The organism is Streptomyces sp. NPDC059499 (assembly GCF_042749285.1).
Classification (GTDB): Bacteria; Actinomycetota; Actinomycetes; order Streptomycetales; family Streptomycetaceae; genus Streptomyces.
The window spans coordinates 453,444-471,068 of record NZ_JBHYTT010000003.1 but is presented as its reverse complement, the minus strand read 5'-3'; the positions used below and the strand labels follow the sequence as shown (position 1 = coordinate 471,068).

The window sequence follows — 17,625 nt, the reverse complement described above, 5'->3', positions numbered from 1 at the left end:
CCCCGGACCCCGCACCGGACCAGGAATCAGAGCGCCAGCGACAGAAGCACGGGCGCCGCCCGCCGGTTCAGCGTGGCCGCCGCGGACCGCAGCCGGTGCGCGTCCTCGATCGGCAGCGACAGCGCCAGGCACCCCGCCGACGAACCCGCCGTCAGGGGGACTGCCGCGCACACCGTGCCCACCGCGTACTCCTGCAGATCGAGCATCGGCACCGTCGCCGGCTGGCTGTCCAGCTTCGAGAAGAGCACCTTCTCGCTCGTGATGGTCCGCGAGGTGAGCCGGGCGATCCGGTGCCGCGACAGATGGTCGCGCCGGCCGTTCTGGTCGAGCTGCGTCAGCAGGCACTTCCCGATCGCGCTGGCGTGCGCCGCCGACCGGAAGTCCACCCACTCGTTGACGGCGGGCGTGCGGGGCCCGTCGGCCATCTGCGTGACCCGGATCTCCCCGTCGACGTACCGGCTGATGTAGACCGCCGCGCCCACCGAGTCCCGCAGCTGCACGAGCGTCTGCTGGAGCTTGTCCTCCAGGACCTGCCTGCGGGTGGCCGCGCCGGAGCCGAGCTCGATGAGTGAGGCGCCGATGATGTACGCGCCGTCGGCGACCTGCTCGACGTACCCCTCGCGGCGCAGCATCAGGAGCAGGGAGGAGAGGTGGCCGACGGGCAGCCCCGTCTCGCGGGAGATCTGTGCGTCGGTCACACCGCCGCCGTGTGTGGACACCGACTCGAGCACACGCAGGGCGTACTGCACCGAGTGGAACGGCGCCTTCGGCTCGGGCTTCAACGCCACGGTTTCCCCCTACCAGGTTGTGACCGCAAGCTTTTGCCCCACGATAGCCGCCAAGAGGCCCATTCGGAGGGGCTGTTGATGAGTTGCTGGGCGCGCCCTGGCCCTGTCAGCTGGGGCGCACCCGTCCGGCATATGCCAGAGTCATTGTCTGAACACCAACAGCAAGGTCACAGCACCGCGTTGAGGAACTCGCGCGTACGTTCGTGCTCCGGATCGGAGAAGATTTTCTCCGGCGTTCCGGACTCCACGACACGGCCCGCGTCGAACATCAGGACCTTCTCCGAGACGTCCCGGGCGAAGTTCATCTCGTGCGTCACGCAGAGCATCGTGATGTCGGTGTTCCTCGCGATGTCACCGAGGAGCTCCAGCACGCCCGCCACCAGCTCCGGGTCGAGCGCGGACGTCACCTCGTCGAGCAGCAGGATCTCCGGCCGCATCGCCAGCGCCCGGGCGATGGCGACCCGCTGCTGCTGGCCGCCCGAGAGCTGGGAGGGATGCGCGTCGGTCTTGCCGGAGAGGCCGACCAGGTCGAGCAGCTCACGGGCCCTGGCCTCCGCCGCGTCCCGGTCCATGCCCAGCACGTTGACGGGCGCCTCCGTGATGTTCTGGAGCACCTTCATGTTGGGGAAGAGATTGAACTGCTGGAACACCATCCCGATCTTCTTCCGGGACTCGCGCAGCTGCTTCTCGCCCGCCGGCTTCAACGAGCCGTTCGGCGTCCGTGTGTGCGACAGGGGTGAGCCGTCCACCCAGATCACGCCGTCGCTGACCTTCTCCAGCGTCATCAGCAGCCGCAGGATGGTGGTCTTTCCTGAGCCGCTCGGGCCGATCAGCGTGACGTGCTCGCCGCGCCGCACGGTGAAGTCCAGCTCGTCGAGGACCACGTGGTCGCCGTACCGCTTGACGACCTTGTCGAAGCGGACCAGCGGCTCGACGCCGGTCGTCACGGGGCCCGGAGCGGCTTCCGTGGGTTCCTTCAGGGGAGCAGAGTCAGTGGCCAAGGCGCTTCTCCAGCTTTCTCATCAGCAGCGAGGTGGGGTAGCTCGCGACCAGGAAGACGAGTCCCGCGAGCGTGAACGCCTCGGTGTACGCGAAGTGGTCGGCCCCGTACGTGCGGGCCTCGAAGACCATTTCCTGCACCGTGATCACGGCGAGGAAGGGGGTCTCCTTGAACATCGAGATCGCGTAGTTGCCGAGGGCGGGCAGTACGTTGCGCACCGCCTGCGGCAGGATCACGGCCTGCCAGGTCCGCCGGGGAGTCATGGAGAGTGCCCGGCAGGCCTCCCACTGCCCCTTGGGCACACCGTCGATCCCTGCCCGGTACACCTCCGAGGTGTACGCGGCGTAGTGGACGCCCAGTACCACGATGCCGATGGTCAGCGGCTCCACCGACGTGAAGAGGGCTGCGGCACCGACCAGTTGGACCAGCAGCGGGGTGGAGCGGATGAACTCCGTCACCGCCTTCACGGGCACGGTCACCAGGCGGGACGGGGCCCGCCCGGCGATCGCGATCAGCAGACCGAGCACCGCTGCCACCAGAGTGCCGAGCACGGTCGCGAGGAGGGTGACCCTGAACCCTTCGAGCAGCAGGGGCAGGGCGTCCCCGACGGCATCCCCGTCGAACGCGTTCACCGGGTACCTCCGACGGTCGTGGCGGGTTCCGCGCTGCGCGTCCTGAGCAGGCTTCCCGAGCCGGTGTGCAGACCGAGCCGCCGCTTGGCGCTCCGCTCCAGCAGGTTCATCAGCAGGGTCAGCGCGTAGGCGAGGACGAAGTAGACGGCCAGCAGGGTGAGGTAGGCGGTCAGGGTCTCACCGGTGCGGTCGCGGATCTGCTGGATCACGGTCATCAGGTCGGCCGCGGAGATCAGCCACAGCAGGGGTGTGCACTTCAGCAGCTGGATCAGCAGGTTGGTGAAGGAGGGGATCATCTGCACCCATGCCTGCGGCAGGATCACCTTCCGCATCCGGTGCGTGGGGCTCATGTTCAGTGCCACGGCGGCCTCGTACTGGGCGCGGGGCACGGAGTTGATCGCGCCGCGCACGATCTCGGAGCCGTACGCGCCGTAGTTCAGCCCGAAGGCGACGATCCCGCAGAGCAAGGGTGTCAGTTCGTACCCGGTGAGCTGCGGCATCGCGTAGTAGAGCCAGAACAGCTGGATGTAGAGCGAGGTGCCGCGGAAGAACTCCACGACGATCCGGGAGACACCGCGTACCGGGAGCAGCGTGCTGCCCGCCGCCAGGCCGAGCACGAACGACAGGAGCAGGGCCAGCAGGGAGCCCAGGACCGTGGCCTCGAGCGTCACCCACAGGCCCGCTCTGATCTGGGGCAGCTCGTCGAGGAGTGTGGAGAAGAAGTCACTCATACGGTGTGGTCCGCCCCGTCAGCCCTTGCACAGATCGGCGGTCTTCAAGGTGGCCGGCGGGATCTCCGTGGCCCCGAAGCCGTACTCCTGCAACAGGCCCACATAACGCGACCTGTCCGAGACGATCTTCTTGAGCTCACGGTTGAAGGAGTCCCGCAGGTCCTCGTTGCCCTGGCGGAAGACCGCGCCGCCCGGGGAGAACTGCTGCTTCCCGTCCAGTTCCGGCACGAAGGCCTCGGTGACCTCGGTGTCCGGGTTGGTCTTCGCGAGCCAGCGCAGGGAGATGCCGGTGAGCAGGAACGCGTCGATCCGGCCGCCCTTGACGGCGTCGGCGCCGTCCTGCGGCTTCTGCAGTGTCTTGATCTTCCCCTCGGGGATGCCCGCGCCCTCGGCGTACGAGCCCTCGACCGCACCGGACATCACGCCGACGGTGACTCCGGCGGCCTTCGCGGACGCCAGGTCGGTGAGCTTCTTCGGGTTGCCCTTCCTCACCATCAGAGCGGTGGGGGAGATGAACTCCGGCTCGGAGAAGATGGCGTTGGCGCAGCGCTCGGGAGTGATGGCCATGCCCGCGCTGACCACGTCGTACTTCCCGGCCTGCAGGCCGGGGATCAGGCCGTCCCACTCCGAGAGGGTGGGCTTCAGTTCGTCGACGCCGAGCGCCTTGAATATCTCCCGGTGCAAGGTGGGGGCCTCGCCCTTGAGTTCCTTGACCTCCAGGTAGCCGTACGGGGCCTCGTTGGCGTACGCGACCCGGACGAAACCCTGCTTGCGGAGCTTGTCGAGCGCACCCTCGCCCTCCACGGAGCCGGCATCGGTCTTGCTGCACGCGGAGAGCAGTCCGGGAACGACGAGCAGTCCGCCCACGGCTGCCGATCGGTTGAGGAAACCCCGGCGGGACAGGTTCGGGAAGTCAGCCATGGTTCGCAATCTCCTGGAGGGGTCGCTCAGTCCGGACAGGGTGAGCGCCTGCCCGATCCCGTACGTCTATGCAGGAAGCGCTGCCATGTAACCGAAAAGTGGCCGGAGGGTGACCTTCCCGTGTCTCGTCGCGGGCGGAGAGCGACGGGGGGAACGCGGGGCGTACTCCCCTGGGAGGCCTGCCCCGTGACTGTCCGTTATGCGGGGATGTCCTCGGAAGGGACGTAACCACGCTGTATGTCCACGATGTTCGGCAACGGCTCACCGGCCGCCCACCGTTCGTACATCGAGACGAACTGCTCGGCCAGCCGGTCCCGCCAGCCGGCCGTGTCTCCGCTCATGTGCGGGGAGACGATCAGTTCCGGTACGTCCCACAGCGGGCTCTCCCGGTCCAGCGGCTCCTCCTGGAACACGTCGAGCGCCGCACCGGCGATCCAGCGCCTGCGCAGCGCCTCGGCCAGGTCCTCCTCGACGACCAGCGGCCCGCGTCCCACGTTGACGAACCGGGCGGAGGGCTGGAGGAGTCCGAAGAACCGCGCGTCGAACATGCCGTGCGTCGACGCCGTCAGCGGAGCCGCGCAGATCACCCAGTCGGCACCGGCCGCGAGCCGGTCGAGGTCCTCGACGCCGTGAATCGTGCGCCGCGCCGTACGCCCCACGAGCGCCACCTGGACACCGAGCCCGTGCAGCAGCCGCATGATCTCCCGGCCGACCGGGCCGGCGCCGACGACGACCGCACGGCTGCCGGCGAGCCGACGGGTCTCACGGTGGCGCCACTCCCGCGCACGCTGGAGATCCAGCGTGCGCGGGAGGTCCTTCGCGAACGCGAGCACCAGACCCGCCACGTACTCCGCGATCGGAAGCTCGAAGACGCCCCGCGCGTTCGTGACGACGGTGGGGGACGCGGCCAGCTCGGGGCAGAGGAGCCGGTCGACGCCGGCGCTCGCCGTGTGCACCCAGCGGGGCCGCGGCCCCGCGCCCGGCCAGGCCTCGCGCACGGCGTCGGAGGTGAAGTCCCAGACGAGCAGCACATCCGCGTCCGGCAGTTGCCGGGCGAGGCTGCGCCCGTCGGCGTACCGGATGCGCGCCTGCCCGGTGAGCCGGCCCAGGCGCGGCGCCGGGGCGGCGTCAAGGACGAGGATCAGAGGCTGGGGCATCAGGATCTATCACGCTCGCACCCGGCCGCCCCGCCGTCAACAGGACCATGAAATCCGCAGGTCAGAACTGTTGCGGGCGCCGTTGTGCGGCCATTGGAGGAATACTTGTCCCAGGCGGGGGCAGCGGTTTCAGGGCGCGCCCGAGAGGCGGCAGAGGACATCCGGACGCACCGGAAGGATGGACATGACGACCGTAGGACTTCTCTACCCGGGCTACGCCGCGGAGGACGACTTCCCGCGGACCGAGATCATGCTCGACAGCGACATCAGAGTGCCGCTGTTCCACACCGACATCGACGAGGACTCCCGCAGTACCGACTCCCTGCGCGGGGCGGGCACGCCCGAGCGCCTGGCCGCCGGGGTCGAGGAACTGCGGATGGCAGGAGCCGAATCGATCGTCTGGGCCTGCACCGGCGGCAGCTTCGCCTACGGGTGGGACGGGGCCCACGAACAGATGGCGACCCTCGCCAGGACGGCGGGACTGCCCGCGTCCAGCACGTCCCTCGCCTTCACGCACGCCGTGGGGGAGCTGGGGGCCACCAGGGTCGCGGTCGCGGCGACGTACCCCGAGGACGTGGCCGCGCTCTTCGCGGACTTCCTCGGGTCCGCCGGCATCGAAGTGGCGGCGACCCGGGGCAACGGCATCATCAGCGCCGCCGAGGCCGCCACCGTGGACCTGGAGCGGGTGAAGGAACTGGCCGTGGCCGGGGACCATCCCGACGCCGAGGTGGTGCTGCTCCCGGACAACGCGCTGCACACCACGGCCCACATCCCCGAGCTGGAGGAACTCGTCGGGAAGCCGGTCCTCACCGCGAACCAGGTGGCGGTCTGGGAGGGGCTCCGGCTGGCCGACCGACGGGTCTGGGCGCCGACGCTCGGCACGCTCTTCGCCACCCGTGAGCCCCCGCTCGGGTCCGCCGAGCACCGGGGCATCGAGGTGCGGGAGTGAGCCGCGGGGGAGCGGCGCGGGAATAAGCGGAGCCATCCTCCTGTTCGTACCTCCCGATACGCACAGAAGTACCGGGAGAGGTCGAACACGTGGATGAGAACCGAGGCGACGAGATTCGCGGCACCGCAGGCGGAACGGCCCCCGTGCCCCTCTCCGTACTCGACCTGGTGACCGTGGGCCAGGGCCGCACGGCGACCCAGGCCCTGCGCACCGGCGTCGACATCGCCAGGCTCGCCGAGAGCCGCGGCTTCCACCGCTACTGGGTGGCGGAGCACCACTCCATGCCGGGTGTGGCCTCCTCGTCCCCGGCCGTCATCCTCGCGCACATGGCCGCCCACACCGAGCGCATCAGGCTCGGCTCCGGCGGCGTGATGCTGCCCAACCACGCCCCCCTGGTGATCGCCGAGCAGTTCGGCACCCTGGAGGCGATGGCCCCCGGCCGCGTCGACCTCGGCCTCGGCCGTGCCCCCGGCACCGACGGCGCCACGGCAGCGGCGCTGCGCCGCACCGAGCGCCTGAACGAGGGAGCCGAAGACTTCCCGCAGCAGCTGGCCGAGCTGACCAGGTTCCTGGACGACGACTTCCCGGACGGGCACCCCTACGCCCGTATCCACGCGGTCCCCGGACCGGTGCAGGCCACCTCGGAAGGCTGCGTCCAGTCCGCGGCCCGTCCGCCCATCTGGCTGCTGGGCTCCTCCGGCTTCAGCGCACGGCTGGCCGGCGTCCTCGGCCTGCCCTTCGCGTTCGCCCACCACTTCTCGGCCCAGAACACCGTGCCGGCCCTCGACCTGTACCGGGAGTCGTTCAAGCCGTCCGCGGTGCTCGACGCCCCGTACGCCCTGATCGGCGTCGCCGCCCTGGCCGCCGACGAGGAGCGCGAGGCCCGCCGCCAGGTCCTGACCGGTGCCCTGTCGATGCTGCGTCTGCGCTCCGGCCGCCCCGGCCTCGTCCCGACGCCCGAGGAGGCGGAGGCCTACGCCTTCAGTCCGATGGAGCGCGAGTTCGTCGACAGCTGGCTCGTCAACATCGTCCACGGCACCGCGGACGAGGTCCGCGCGGGCCTCGACGACCTGGCCAAGCGCACCGGCGCCGACGAACTGATGATCACTGCCAACGCCCACAGCGGTGACGCCCGGCTGCGGTCCTACGAGCTGATCGCGGACGCGTACGGCCTGCCCGTCCTCGGCTGACGAGGTCCGACGCGGCCGCCCGGCTCAGACCTCCAGCGCCCGGGTGCCGATCAGTTCGGCGATGCGCTCCGGGGCGACCGCACGTGAGTAGAGCCAGCCCTGTCCGGTGTCGCAGCCGATCCGGCGCAGCCGCTCCGCCTGGCCCGACGTCTCCACGCACTCCGCGGTGACCGTCAGGCCCAGGCGGTGCGCCAGCTGCACCATGGCCTCGACGATGGTCTCGTCGGCGGGGCTGGGGTGCGCCCCGTCCTCGTAGCGGAAGCCGCGTACGAAGGATCCGTCCAGCTTCAGCACGGAGACGGGCAGCCGGCTCAGATAGGCGAGGTTGGAGTAGCCGGTGCCGAAGTCGTCGATCGCGATGCGGACGCCCATGTCGCTGAGCGCCTGGAGGACCCGCAGCGGCCGGCCCGAGGACCCCATCACGGCGGACTCGGTCAACTCCAGTTGCAGCAGCCCCGGTGCGAGACCGGTCTCGGCGAGGATCTCCGCCACATCGGCGACCAGGTCGGAGTCCCGCAACTGGCGTACGGCGACGTTGACGCTGATGAACAGCGGTGGCTCGCCGGGGTGGTCCAGCTGCCAGCGGCGGGCCTGGCGGCACGCCGTGCGCAGCACCCAGCGGCCGAGCTGGACGATCGTTCCGTCCTCCTCGGCGATCGAGACGAATTTGTTCGGCGCCAGCATCCCGAACTGCGGGTGATTCCACCGGACCAGGGCTTCCACGCCCCGTACGACCTCGTCGGCCATGCAGACGAGCGGCTGGTACTCCAGGGTGAACTCGCCGCGCTCGACGGCGGGCCGCAGTGTGGAGGACAGTGCCTGACGGGTCATCCGGTGGGCGTTGCGCTCGGGGTCGAAGAGCGTCCAGCGTGCCTTGCCGTCCGCCTTGGCCCAGTAGAGCGTGGTGTCGGCGGCCTGCATCAGACCGGTGGGTGAGGTGCCTGCCGAGGCCCGTTCCACCACCCCGATCGAGGCGGAGACGGAGAGCCGCTGCCCGGCCAGGTCGAAGGGCTGCTGGAGGGCGTTGAGCACCGAACGCGCGAGCTCGGTGAGCTGATGGGTACCCGCGGAGTCCTCGACCAGGATCACGAACTCGTCACCGCCCAGGCGCGCCACCAGATGGCTGCCGCTGCGGTCGAAGCCGTCGGCCTCCGCGCAGTCGGTGAGCCGGGTGGCGACGGCGGCCAGCAGCCGGTCGCCGGCCCGGTGCCCCAGGGTGTCGTTGACCGCCTTGAAGCCGTCGAGGTCCAGGTAGCAGAGCCCGATCCGGCCGTGGCGCGGCAGCGAGTCGTCCTGGAACGGCGGGCCTTCCAGGGCGGTGGAGAGCCGTTCGAAGAACAGTGTCCGGTTGGGCAGCCGGGTCACCGGATCGTGCATCTGGAGGTGGCGCAGCCGGTTCTGCAGTTCGCGCCGGTCGCTGATGTCGGCGACGGACAGCAGCACACCGCCGCTGCCCGGACCGGGCGGCGCACCGGCCATCGGTACGACGGTGATCTCGGCCCACAGGGACCGGCCGTCGGGATGCTTCAGCCGGCGGGTGCAGCGCAGGCGCGAGCGGCTGCCGCCCAGGACCTCGCCGTACGCCTGCAGGGTGCGGCGGTCCGACGCGAGGTCGACGAGATCGGCTGCCGACTGCTGGACCAGGAAGCCGGGTTCGGTGCCGAGCAGTCCGCCCAGCGCGTCGTTCGCCCGGACGACCCGGCCGTGCCGGTCGACGACGGCCATGGGGAGGGCGGTCACCTGGAACGCGGCACGGTAGTCACTCAGGGCGGAGTGATCCACCTCGGTGCCGTCACAATCCGTGACCACGGGTTGCCCGGTGTCGGGTGCCGTGCCCGCCGGGGGCATCGGCCCTTCGGAGGTTCCGCTCACCGCTCGCTCCCGCTGTGCAGATTGTCGTGAACAGATATCGGCCGGAGGGTCGGACAGGGGGTCATCGGGTGGAGTGCCCGTGCCAGAGGCGGAAACCACGCAGGAAAGCGAGGTGAAGCATAGAGGGTGGCGCGTCGGGCGTTCCAGCGCGTCCGCGGTTTCGGGCTCGCCGTACGCGTATGGCCCATGCGACACGCGGTAACCCTCTTTGCCCGCTACTGATTGTTTCTGTGCGGATCCGTTCTGGTGTGTGGTTGAGGTGATTGATTGTGACTGTCTGTGAGTGAGGTGGGCTGTCGCCTCCCCGCTTACCCGTGTGGGGCAGCACAACAGGGCGTACGGCACCGAATCGGCACAGGGTGAGGGGGATGTCCCGCATTCGCCACCCGGAGGTAGATGTGCCGCGTCAGCACAGACCCGGGGGAGTGGTGGAGAGGCCGAGTCTGCGCAGCGCGGCGGCCGCACTCACCTCCCTCCTGGCGCTCGCCGCCACCGGGCTCGTCGCCGGACCCGCCGTGGCGGCCTCGCGCGACGCGAGCCCGTGCGCCCTGCCCAGGACCGGGGCACACCACTCGCTCGGCCTGGACACCTGGAACGACGCCTACCCGCGCCCCGACCACAGCCTCGACGCGGTCATGGTCTTCCTCTCGTTCCCGGACTCCGAGCCCGCCGTCACCCCCGACGTGCTCGCCGCCGACTACTTCCCCTCGACCACCCGCTTCTTCAAGCGGGCCTCGTACGGGAAGTTCACCCTCCGCGCCCACCCCCAGCAGCAGTGGACCCGGATGCCGCACCCCTCCACCTGGTACGGCATACAGCGCGACTGGGGATCCGAGCAGCGCACCGCCTACCTCCGCGACGCGATCGAGGCCGTCGACGACCAGGTCGACTTCTCCACGTACGACATCGTCTACCTCGTCGCCGACCCGGACGCGCCCGGCGTCGACTCCGACGCCACGAAGGTGGTCAACTTCGACCGGCCGCTGCGCGCCGACGGCGCGGACATCAAGCGGGTGGTCACCGTCTTCGAGGAGCACCCGCCGGACCGCAACGTCCTCGCCCACGAGACCGGACACGTCTTCGACCTGGCGGACCTCTACCACCGGCCCAAGGACGGAAAGGGCGACTGGGACACCTACGTCGGCGACTGGGACGTCATGGGCAGCCAGTTCGGACTCTCCCCGGATCTGTTCGGCTGGCACAAGTGGAAGCTCGGCTGGCTCGACCGCGGCCAGGTCGTCTGCGTGCAGGGCAGCGCCGACCTGACCCTCGAACCCATGGCCGAGGTGCCCGTGCCCGGCGGATCCATCGGGACCCGGCTCGCCGTCATCAGGACCGGCACGGACAGCGCGCTGGCCGTGGAGGCACGCAGCGCCACCGGGAACGACCGGGGGACCTGCACCGAAGGCGTACTGATCTACCGCATCCACAACCGCACGCCCTCCGGCGGCGGCCCCATCGAGGTGCTGGACACCCACCCGGACTCCGACGCCTGCTGGGAGCGCTCGGTCTACCCGCCGCTCGCGGACGCCCCCCTCCGCGAGGGCGAGCGCTACAGCGTGCCCGGCGAGCGCACCCGGATCGAGGTCGCCGACCGGACGCGGTCCGGCGCGTGGACGGTACGGATCACCACCGGCACCTGAGAAGCCCGGAGCCGGGCGCCCGGGCCGTGAACCCTGGGCCGTGGGCACGCACGAAGAAGCCCCCTCGTATGTACGAGGGGGCTTCTTCTGTCTGTGCGCCGTCAGGGACTCGAACCCCGGACCCGCTGATTAAGAGTCAGCTGCTCTAACCAACTGAGCTAACGGCGCCTGGTGACGTCGTAGACATTAGCACCCGGATCGGCCGGAGGAAAAATCGAATTCCCCGTGGTCGACGGGGCCGCCGACCTGCCCACCCGTACGCAGGCCCAGAGCAGAACGTCCGGGCCCGGAAGCCACGGGTTGCGCGTGTCGGGGGCGACCAGCCAGCGGGGTCCGCCACCGGAACCGCCGACCAGGGGCGGGACCGTGACCGCGTCACCGGTGCCGTGACAGAGCAGCGGGGGCATGGCCCCGTGGTGCCTCGGTGAGCTCCCGGACGCGCTTCCGGTGCCCCACTCCTCCCATGCCAGCAGTGACGGCAGCCGCTGGGCGGTGCCGGGAGCGGCGAACAGCAGCATCCGCCCGCGGTGCGTGGCGACCGGACCGGAGCCCGGGCCCTCGGCCCAGAGCTGCTCCAGCATGCGCCGGCCGAACAGCGCGGGCACGTTCACCACGTCGAAGGCGGATCCGCACGGCAGGACGCCGGGGGAGCCGGGGCGGGCCTCCCACTGGGAGAGCGTGCTGCGCGGGTAGGCCGTGGCACCGGCGAGCCAGGCGGCTCCCGATGCGGTGACCTGGGCCGCCCTGTCATCGGCTGCCCGGTCGCCTGTCCGGTCCCGCAGCAGGGCGAAGATGTCGACGCCGTGGCGCGGGGTGGCACCGGAGTGAAGGGTCGTTTCGTCTTTCAGCCATGCGCTCATGACGTCAGGTCTACCGGCAGTGACGGTACTGTTTCCGAGAGTTGCCGAAAGCCGGACAGGGTGGGCCTTGAAGGAGTATCTTGCCCGACGGCATATGCCAGAGGCTGTACCCGGAGTCACGGAAGGCCCTTGAGGCGTCAGGGCCTGGGGTCGTTCAGCAGGGACCGGCCGAACTCGATCATCTTCTTGGCATAGTCCTCGGTCCACTCCGCACGGGCGGCTATGTCCGCCGCGGTGAGACGGTCGAACCTGCGCGGATCGGCGAGCTGGGCGGCGGCCACGGCCTGGAACTCCACGGCCCGGTCGGTCGCCGCCCGGAACGCGAGCGTCAGCTCGGTCGCACGGGCCAGCAGCTCCTTCGGATCGTCCATCGACTCGAGGTCGAAGAAGTGCTCCGGGTCCGCCGCCGCCTCCGACGGCTCGAAGAGCAGCGGTGCGGGACGCAGCCTCTGCCGCTCGTTCCGCTCGGGTTGTGCCATGTGGTGTTCCTTCCTCGTACGGCCGGACGGCCACCTTCCATTGTCCAGCCCGGCGCAAGACCGCTTCCCACGATCGGGGCCCGCGATGCATGCGAAGCGCCACGGACTCACGGCCGCCACGCAACGCGATGGTTCGACCAGAGCTCCCACGTGGACTGCATCGCCTCCCAGCCGTCGGGGAACTTCACCGTCACACCCAGCTGGACCGGCTCCGTCGACGGGTGTTCGTCCAGCAGGTCCGCCACCCCCGCACGGCACACCACGATGCAGGCGTGCCGGTGCCGGGAGGCCAGCACGCACAGGCGGCCCGTCTCCAGATGGAACGCCGTGGCGTCCGGGCGGCCCGACAGCGGGTGCAGGACGACGGTGACATCGAACTCGCGTCCCTGGAGCCGGTTCGCCGTGTCCACCGCCACGCCCGTCACCCCCAGCTCGGCGAGCGCCGCCCGTACCGCCGCCGCCTGGTCGCGGTGCGCCGTGCCGACCGCGACCCGGTCCGCCGTCACCGGGACCGGATCAGTCGCACGCTCACTCGTCGCGGCACCTCCCCGGTCCAGCAGCCGGCGGACCACCTGGGCCACCGCCCGTACCGCCTCCGGATCGGTGCGCGGGGTATGGCGGGCCGGCAGCTCCAGCAGTCCCCAGCCCGACTCCGCCGCCACGTCCAGCACCCGGTCGGGACCCGAACCGTCCGAGGGGACACCGAACGACAGCCGGCGGTCGCCGCGATCCGTACCGCTGCGGAACGGCGTGTACGGGTAGAACGCGTCCGACACCAACGGCGCCGCCGAGGCGGGCAGCCGCCACGACACCGGCAGCCGGTGCTGCGGCAGCTCCGGATTGTGCGCGAGCAGGGTGGCCACCGCGCTCGCCGACGGGTCGTACGTCAGCCCCGCCCACTGATCCGCGCCGACGATCGAGAACGGGTCCAGCTGACCCGGATCCCCGACGAACAACGCCCGCTCGAACAGCCCGGCCACGGCCAGCAGCGCGTCCGACCGCATCTGGTACGCCTCGTCGACGATCGCGTGCCCCCAGGGCTCGACGTTCTTCACGTGCGCCCACTTGGCGGCCGTGGAGATGACGATGTCGAGACCGGCCAGATCCGCCGCCTTCGCCGACTTCCGCACCTGCGCGAAACCGTCCAGGACCTTGTCGTACGGATCGGAGTCGCTGCTGTGCAGACGGCCGACCGGCAGATCCGGGGCCTTCTCCGCCAGCCGGACCACAAGGTCGTCCACCTGGGCGTTCGTCTGCGCGATCACCATCAGCGGGCGGCCGGCCGCGGCCAGCTCGAGCGCCGCCCGCACCACCAGCGTCGACTTCCCGGCACCCGGCGGCGAGTCCACCACGATGCCCCGTGCCGTACCCCGCAGGGTGTCGCCGAGGATCGCGTCGGTCGCCTGCGCCGCTGCGGCACCCGGATCGAAAACGACAGTCACAGAAGGTCCTCCGCGGTCACGGGGTCGGGCTTCTCGGCATGCCCGTCACCGGTGCCCGGCGGGCCGCCGTGGGTCCACGGGGTGTCCTCCGGGTCCGGCAGTTTCGGGCCGCTCCGCTGATCGTGCTCGAAGAGCGTCCAGGCGATCCGGTCACCCGGCTCCGGCACGGAACCGGGGGCGGGCTCCTTGCCGCGCCCCATGCGGTCCGTGATCCGCAGGACGAGGAGGACCGCGCCGGGGTCCTGTCCGTGTCCGTGGTCCGGCTCCCGGCCGGTGGACCCGTCGGACCCGTACCCCACGAACTCCGCCGTCTGCGGCTTGCCGTCCAGCGAGCGGTACACCTTCGTCCGCTCACCGAGATGCGGGCGCTCGTCCGTACGGACCGTGACCAGCGGGCGCGGCGAGGGGCGCTTCGACTCGCTGTACGTCATCTCCACGTCCGTCACCTCGCCGACGAACGCCTCGCCCGCAAGCCGCCGCCCCGCCAGCACCAGCGGGTCGTCCAGCGCCTCCTGCGCCTCCAGCTGTGCCTGCGCCGTCTCCCGCGAGGCCAGCTTCTGCGCCGCCGTCACCGCGTCGTCCCGCCGCGGCTGCGGCGGCTCGCCCGCCCGCACCCGGTCCCGGTGCGCGGTGAACGACCAGCGGTCCCGGGTCCACCGGTCCTCGGCCCTGGCCCCCTCCGGCAGCTCCCGCAGCAGGTCGAGCCCCCGCCATACGGCGTCCCACGTGGGCAGCAGCACCCCCGCCAGCAGCGATCTGATCTCCCGCTCGGCAGCGCTCAGCTCACCCAGCCGCGCGTCGGCCGCGAGGCCGTCCTCCGCGGCGGCCAGTGCCGTGCGCGCCCGGTCGTACTTCTCGATCGCGGGCGCGAGCAGCCTGTTGTCGAACGCCGGGTCCGTGGCCGGTCCCGCCGGCGGGACGACCAGCTGGCCGGCCCGGTCCCGCAGCGACTCCGCACGGAGCGCGGCCGACGCCCCCGACTCGCCCTCCGGCGGGTCGATCCAGGCCAGCAGCGCACCCAGGTGCTGGTCCTCCAGGCTGCTCTGCCCCGTCGCCCAGTGCCGGTTCAGCAGATCGGTCGTGGCGAGCAGCAGCGAGGAGCCCGGCACCCTGGCCCGCTCCCCGTAGTGCGTCAGCCAGCGGCCGAGCAGCGGGACACGGGCCGGCGCCGGATACGGGGTGTCCGGATCGTCCTCGGCGGTGCGCCGGAACCGCATCGACCGCCCGAGCAGCCGGACGAAGTCGATGCCGGCCCGGCTCGGCACGATCAGCTGTGCCGCGTCCGTGCACAGCTCGACCTCGACCTTGACCCTCTTGCCGGTCTCCGGATCGGTCTCGTTGCGCTCGGCCGGTTCGATGACGTCCGCGTACGACTCGATGTGCGGAAGAACCGCCTCCGCCAGCTCGGCGAGGAACGCGAACCGCAGGTCGCGGTCGCGAGGCTGGGCCACCGCCAGCAGCCGGGGCGCCTCACGGTCCGTCCCCACGAGGGCCCCGAGGGGCGCTCCCGCCTCACCGGCCGTCGTCAGCGGTACCAGCACGAGCGGCCCGCCGGTCAGATGGCGGTGGCGCACGGTGGTGAGCGGCTGGGCCCGCCCGCTGTCCACGGCCTCGAGCCGGGCCAGGGTGTTGATCAACGACATGGGACGCCGCCGCTCGCCGTCTCCAGGGCCTCCGCGCGCAGAGCCGCGGCCCGGCGCAGGGCCGCCACCGTCGGATCCGCCGGGTCGCCCTCCTTGCCGGCCGCCGCGGCCAGCACCCCGGCGACCGTCGTCAGCCCGCCGAGCTCACCCCGCACGCTCCGGCCCAGCGCCTCCACCGCCCCGTCCGTCCGGGCCTTCGCCCGGCAGTGGAAGGCCAGTTCGCACGCGGCCAGGCACTCGGGGGCGTAGGCCGCGGGCACCGATTCGACCGCGCTGCCCAGCTCCTCGGCCGAGCACCCCGGGTCGAACGTCGTGCCCTCGGGAAGGGCCGCCGCGATGTCCTCGATACGGGTCAGCCTGGCCAGCTGGCGGCGCGTGACGGCGTGCTGCTTGCGTACGTCCAGGACCGAGGCGGTCGGCAGGTTGGAGAAGTCCCTCGGACACACCAGCAGGACACGGTGCCCGACCCGGGCGCCCTCGGTCATGGCGGCGATCCGCTCCAGCGCCAGGACGTAGACGGCGGACTGCCGTGCCGCCGCACCGACCTTCGCGGCGTCCGCCGAACTGTCGATCATGGGGAAGGACTTGATCTCGACGACCGTCCAGGTGCCGTCGGGGTGCACCACCACGGCGTCCGGCTCCAGGTAGGCCGGTGAGCCCGCCACCTCCAGGGCCAGCATCGGATGGTCGAGCAGCGCCCAGCCGCCCGCCGCGGTCGCCTCGCGCAGCGCCAGCGCCGTACGGGCGGCGCGGCCCTCGGGACCGGCCGCCGTCAGATCGGGCACCGCGGCCCTGCCCGGTGCGTCCGCACCGCTGCCGAGCCGCTCGAACAGCAGGCGCAGCAGCTCCGTACCGCCGTCGGCCTTGACCTTCGCCTCGAACGCGTTGCCTCGGATGAACGCGAACTGCGACTGGCCGAAGGCGGCAGGGGAGCCGAGCGCGGTCGCCAGCACGGCCTTGTCGACCCCGGCGCCGTCGAGCAGGGCGCGCCGCTTGCAGCCGGGGTTGGCGGCGAGAGCGGCGAGCGCGCGTGCGTCGAGCGGGTGCGGCGCGACGGACGGGCCGCGCAGCTCAGCGAGCCGGTGCCGGAGCGTCGTCGCTGGCGGCTTCGGCTGCGGAGCCGGTGGCCGCGCCGCTGGAATCTGCGGAGGAGGTCCGCTGGCCGGGGATTCGCTCACCCGCGGAAGTCTTGCATCCGCCACTGACAATCGTGGACTTCGTGGCCGTCACAGGAACGGGGACCGGTGCGAGAACGGCCCTCAGCCGGGTCTTGACCCGGTCGGCCACCCGGATGACCGGCCTGGTCAGCAGGGCTCCGGCGGCCATCACGGCGGCGCCGGCGACCGCGTCGAGGAAGTAGTGGTTCGCGGTGCCCATCACCACGAGCACCGTGATCAACGGGTACGCGATGCCCGCCGCACGGATGACGGGGTGGCGGCCGTGGCGCCACAGGAGGACCCCGCACCACAGCGCCCAGCCGACGTGCAGGCTCGGCATCGCCGCGTACTGGTTGGTCATCCCGCTGAGTCCGCGCGGGGCGCTCGCGCCGGTGCCCCACCAGCCGTGCGCGCTGTACTGGGCCATCGTGTCGACGAATCCGTACCGGGCGTCGAGCAGCCGGGGCGGGCAGGTGGGCATCAGCGTGAAGCCGATCAGCCCGAGGAGTGTGGAGGTCATCAGCCAGGTGCGGGCCGCCCGGTAGGCGGCGGACCGGCGCCGGAACATCCATATGAGGACGGCCGGAGTGACCAGGTAGTGCAGCGAGGCGTAGGCGAAGTCGGCGGGTATCCCCAGGGCCGGGTTGGCGGTCAGCAGCCGGTTGAGCGGGTGCTCGGCGTTGATGTGGAGCGCCTTCTCCAGGTCGAGTATGGCGAGTCCGTGGTCCACGGCAGTCGACACGTCGCCCCGGACCAGCAGCCGTCCCGCCGAGTACAGCCCGTACACCACCGCGATCAGTGGCAGCTCCGTCCACCAGCGTGGCCGATGACCGGAGGAGCGTGTCGCGGCGGTGGCGTGCGGCATCCGGTAGCTCTCCCCGTGTTCATGCGGTCGACGGCGGGCGTTCAACCGTACGGCGGTCGTCTGCCCTGAATTCCCCCGGGGGCGTCCCCCGTGGACGTCCCTGGTCGTGCGCAGGGAGGGACGCCGATTCGGCCCCGCGGGTTGCCTGCGGGGCACGTACGCGATGATGGAGCGGGACCTCACCGGCACCGTCCCCCGGCCGGCTGCCGTCCCCGTCGTCGTCCCGGACACCGCTGTCCAGGACCCAACAGATCCTAGGGTCCTCGGATCTTCAGATCTCAGTATTTTTCAGGGAG

General features: G+C 71.2%; 16 protein-coding genes and 1 tRNA gene. 3 read left to right on the top strand and 14 right to left on the bottom strand.

Annotated features, from left to right (window positions below):
- Positions 1 to 26: 26 nt before the first annotated feature.
- The 6 genes from ACFW9O_RS10820 to ACFW9O_RS10795 form a co-directional block, all read right to left on the bottom strand.
- The gene (locus ACFW9O_RS10820; protein ID WP_351167643.1) at positions 27 to 788 is read right to left on the bottom strand and encodes an IclR family transcriptional regulator C-terminal domain-containing protein; all 762 of its coding nucleotides are present in this window, start codon (positions 786 to 788) and stop codon (positions 27 to 29) included.
- A 167-nt stretch (positions 789 to 955) separates the two neighbouring features.
- Positions 956 to 1,789 carry an ectoine/hydroxyectoine ABC transporter ATP-binding protein EhuA gene (ehuA, locus tag ACFW9O_RS10815; protein ID WP_384607412.1) on the bottom strand — a complete coding sequence of 278 codons (834 nt, stop codon included), beginning with the start codon at positions 1,787 to 1,789 and terminating at the stop codon, positions 956 to 958.
- Positions 1,779 to 2,420 carry an ectoine/hydroxyectoine ABC transporter permease subunit EhuD gene (gene ehuD, locus ACFW9O_RS10810; RefSeq protein WP_384607410.1) on the bottom strand — a complete coding sequence of 214 codons (642 nt, stop codon included), beginning with the start codon at positions 2,418 to 2,420 and terminating at the stop codon, positions 1,779 to 1,781. Before ehuD ends, ehuA begins: the two co-directional genes overlap by 11 nt.
- Positions 2,417 to 3,151 (bottom strand): ectoine/hydroxyectoine ABC transporter permease subunit EhuC, encoded by a 735-nt coding sequence (gene ehuC / locus ACFW9O_RS10805; RefSeq protein ID WP_351167637.1) that lies wholly within the window; start codon positions 3,149 to 3,151, stop codon positions 2,417 to 2,419. Before ehuC ends, ehuD begins: the two co-directional genes overlap by 4 nt.
- A gap of 18 nt (positions 3,152 to 3,169) precedes the next feature.
- Positions 3,170 to 4,072, bottom strand: coding sequence for an ectoine/hydroxyectoine ABC transporter substrate-binding protein EhuB (ehuB, locus tag ACFW9O_RS10800; protein ID WP_384607407.1), 903 nt, complete (start codon positions 4,070 to 4,072; stop codon positions 3,170 to 3,172).
- 197 nt (positions 4,073 to 4,269) lie between these two features.
- Positions 4,270 to 5,229, bottom strand: coding sequence for a D-2-hydroxyacid dehydrogenase (locus ACFW9O_RS10795; RefSeq protein WP_384607404.1), 960 nt, complete (start codon positions 5,227 to 5,229; stop codon positions 4,270 to 4,272).
- A 184-nt stretch (positions 5,230 to 5,413) separates the two neighbouring features.
- On the opposite strand from ACFW9O_RS10795, the gene ACFW9O_RS10790 reads away from it, so the two are divergent.
- The gene (locus ACFW9O_RS10790) at positions 5,414 to 6,178 is read left to right on the top strand and encodes a decarboxylase (protein ID WP_384607401.1); all 765 of its coding nucleotides are present in this window, start codon (positions 5,414 to 5,416) and stop codon (positions 6,176 to 6,178) included.
- 89 nt (positions 6,179 to 6,267) lie between these two features.
- Positions 6,268 to 7,368, top strand: coding sequence for an LLM class flavin-dependent oxidoreductase (locus ACFW9O_RS10785; RefSeq protein ID WP_384607399.1), 1,101 nt, complete (start codon positions 6,268 to 6,270; stop codon positions 7,366 to 7,368).
- Between the two features lie 24 nt (positions 7,369 to 7,392).
- Here the strand turns inward: ACFW9O_RS10785 and ACFW9O_RS10780 are convergent, their stop codons facing one another.
- The gene (locus tag ACFW9O_RS10780; RefSeq protein WP_384607850.1) at positions 7,393 to 9,216 is read right to left on the bottom strand and encodes a putative bifunctional diguanylate cyclase/phosphodiesterase; all 1,824 of its coding nucleotides are present in this window, start codon (positions 9,214 to 9,216) and stop codon (positions 7,393 to 7,395) included.
- A gap of 392 nt (positions 9,217 to 9,608) precedes the next feature.
- On the opposite strand from ACFW9O_RS10780, the gene ACFW9O_RS10775 reads away from it, so the two are divergent.
- Positions 9,609 to 10,883, top strand: coding sequence for a M6 family metalloprotease domain-containing protein (locus ACFW9O_RS10775; protein ID WP_384607396.1), 1,275 nt, complete (start codon positions 9,609 to 9,611; stop codon positions 10,881 to 10,883).
- Positions 10,884 to 10,977: 94 nt separating this feature from the next.
- Here the strand turns inward: ACFW9O_RS10775 and ACFW9O_RS10770 are convergent.
- From ACFW9O_RS10770 to ACFW9O_RS10740, 7 genes are all read right to left on the bottom strand, one after another.
- A tRNA-Lys gene (locus tag ACFW9O_RS10770) sits at positions 10,978 to 11,051 on the bottom strand.
- Positions 11,042 to 11,743 (bottom strand): hypothetical protein, encoded by a 702-nt coding sequence (locus tag ACFW9O_RS10765; protein WP_384607394.1) that lies wholly within the window; start codon positions 11,741 to 11,743, stop codon positions 11,042 to 11,044. Before ACFW9O_RS10765 ends, ACFW9O_RS10770 begins: the two co-directional genes overlap by 10 nt.
- A 137-nt stretch (positions 11,744 to 11,880) precedes the next feature.
- A complete protein-coding gene (locus ACFW9O_RS10760; protein WP_351177560.1) occupies positions 11,881 to 12,222 on the bottom strand; it encodes a hypothetical protein in 342 nt (113 codons plus the stop codon).
- Between the two features lie 107 nt (positions 12,223 to 12,329).
- Positions 12,330 to 13,664 carry an AAA domain-containing protein gene (locus ACFW9O_RS10755; protein ID WP_384607392.1) on the bottom strand — a complete coding sequence of 445 codons (1,335 nt, stop codon included), beginning with the start codon at positions 13,662 to 13,664 and terminating at the stop codon, positions 12,330 to 12,332.
- The gene (locus tag ACFW9O_RS10750; RefSeq protein ID WP_384607389.1) at positions 13,661 to 15,307 is read right to left on the bottom strand and encodes a hypothetical protein; all 1,647 of its coding nucleotides are present in this window, start codon (positions 15,305 to 15,307) and stop codon (positions 13,661 to 13,663) included. Before ACFW9O_RS10750 ends, ACFW9O_RS10755 begins: the two co-directional genes overlap by 4 nt.
- Complete coding sequence (locus tag ACFW9O_RS10745) at positions 15,298 to 16,485, bottom strand: hypothetical protein (protein ID WP_384607386.1); 1,188 nt, start codon at positions 16,483 to 16,485, stop codon at positions 15,298 to 15,300. Before ACFW9O_RS10745 ends, ACFW9O_RS10750 begins: the two co-directional genes overlap by 10 nt.
- Positions 16,379 to 17,329: a phosphatase PAP2 family protein gene (locus ACFW9O_RS10740; protein ID WP_384607383.1), complete on the bottom strand. Its 951-nt coding sequence runs from the start codon at positions 17,327 to 17,329 to the stop codon at positions 16,379 to 16,381. The genes ACFW9O_RS10745 and ACFW9O_RS10740 overlap by 107 nt, the downstream gene beginning before the upstream one ends.
- Positions 17,330 to 17,625 lie beyond the last annotated feature (296 nt).

Excerpts from the sequence above, each read along its gene's own strand:
- ehuC (WP_351167637.1), bottom strand. The coding sequence starts at position 3,151 with ATGAGTGACTTCTTCTCCACACTCCTCGACGAGCTGCCCCAGATCAGA.
- ehuB (WP_384607407.1), bottom strand. The coding sequence starts at position 4,072 with ATGGCTGACTTCCCGAACCTGTCCCGCCGGGGTTTCCTCAACCGATCG.
- ACFW9O_RS10795 (WP_384607404.1), bottom strand. The coding sequence starts at position 5,229 with ATGCCCCAGCCTCTGATCCTCGTCCTTGACGCCGCCCCGGCGCCGCGC.
- ACFW9O_RS10790 (WP_384607401.1), top strand. The coding sequence starts at position 5,414 with ATGACGACCGTAGGACTTCTCTACCCGGGCTACGCCGCGGAGGACGAC.
- ACFW9O_RS10780 (WP_384607850.1), bottom strand. The coding sequence starts at position 9,216 with ATGCCCCCGGCGGGCACGGCACCCGACACCGGGCAACCCGTGGTCACG.
- ACFW9O_RS10775 (WP_384607396.1), top strand. The coding sequence starts at position 9,609 with ATGTCCCGCATTCGCCACCCGGAGGTAGATGTGCCGCGTCAGCACAGA.
- ACFW9O_RS10765 (WP_384607394.1), bottom strand. The coding sequence starts at position 11,743 with ATGAGCGCATGGCTGAAAGACGAAACGACCCTTCACTCCGGTGCCACC.
- ACFW9O_RS10760 (WP_351177560.1), bottom strand. The coding sequence starts at position 12,222 with ATGGCACAACCCGAGCGGAACGAGCGGCAGAGGCTGCGTCCCGCACCG.
- ACFW9O_RS10750 (WP_384607389.1), bottom strand. The coding sequence starts at position 15,307 with ATGTCGTTGATCAACACCCTGGCCCGGCTCGAGGCCGTGGACAGCGGG.
- ACFW9O_RS10740 (WP_384607383.1), bottom strand. The coding sequence starts at position 17,329 with ATGCCGCACGCCACCGCCGCGACACGCTCCTCCGGTCATCGGCCACGC.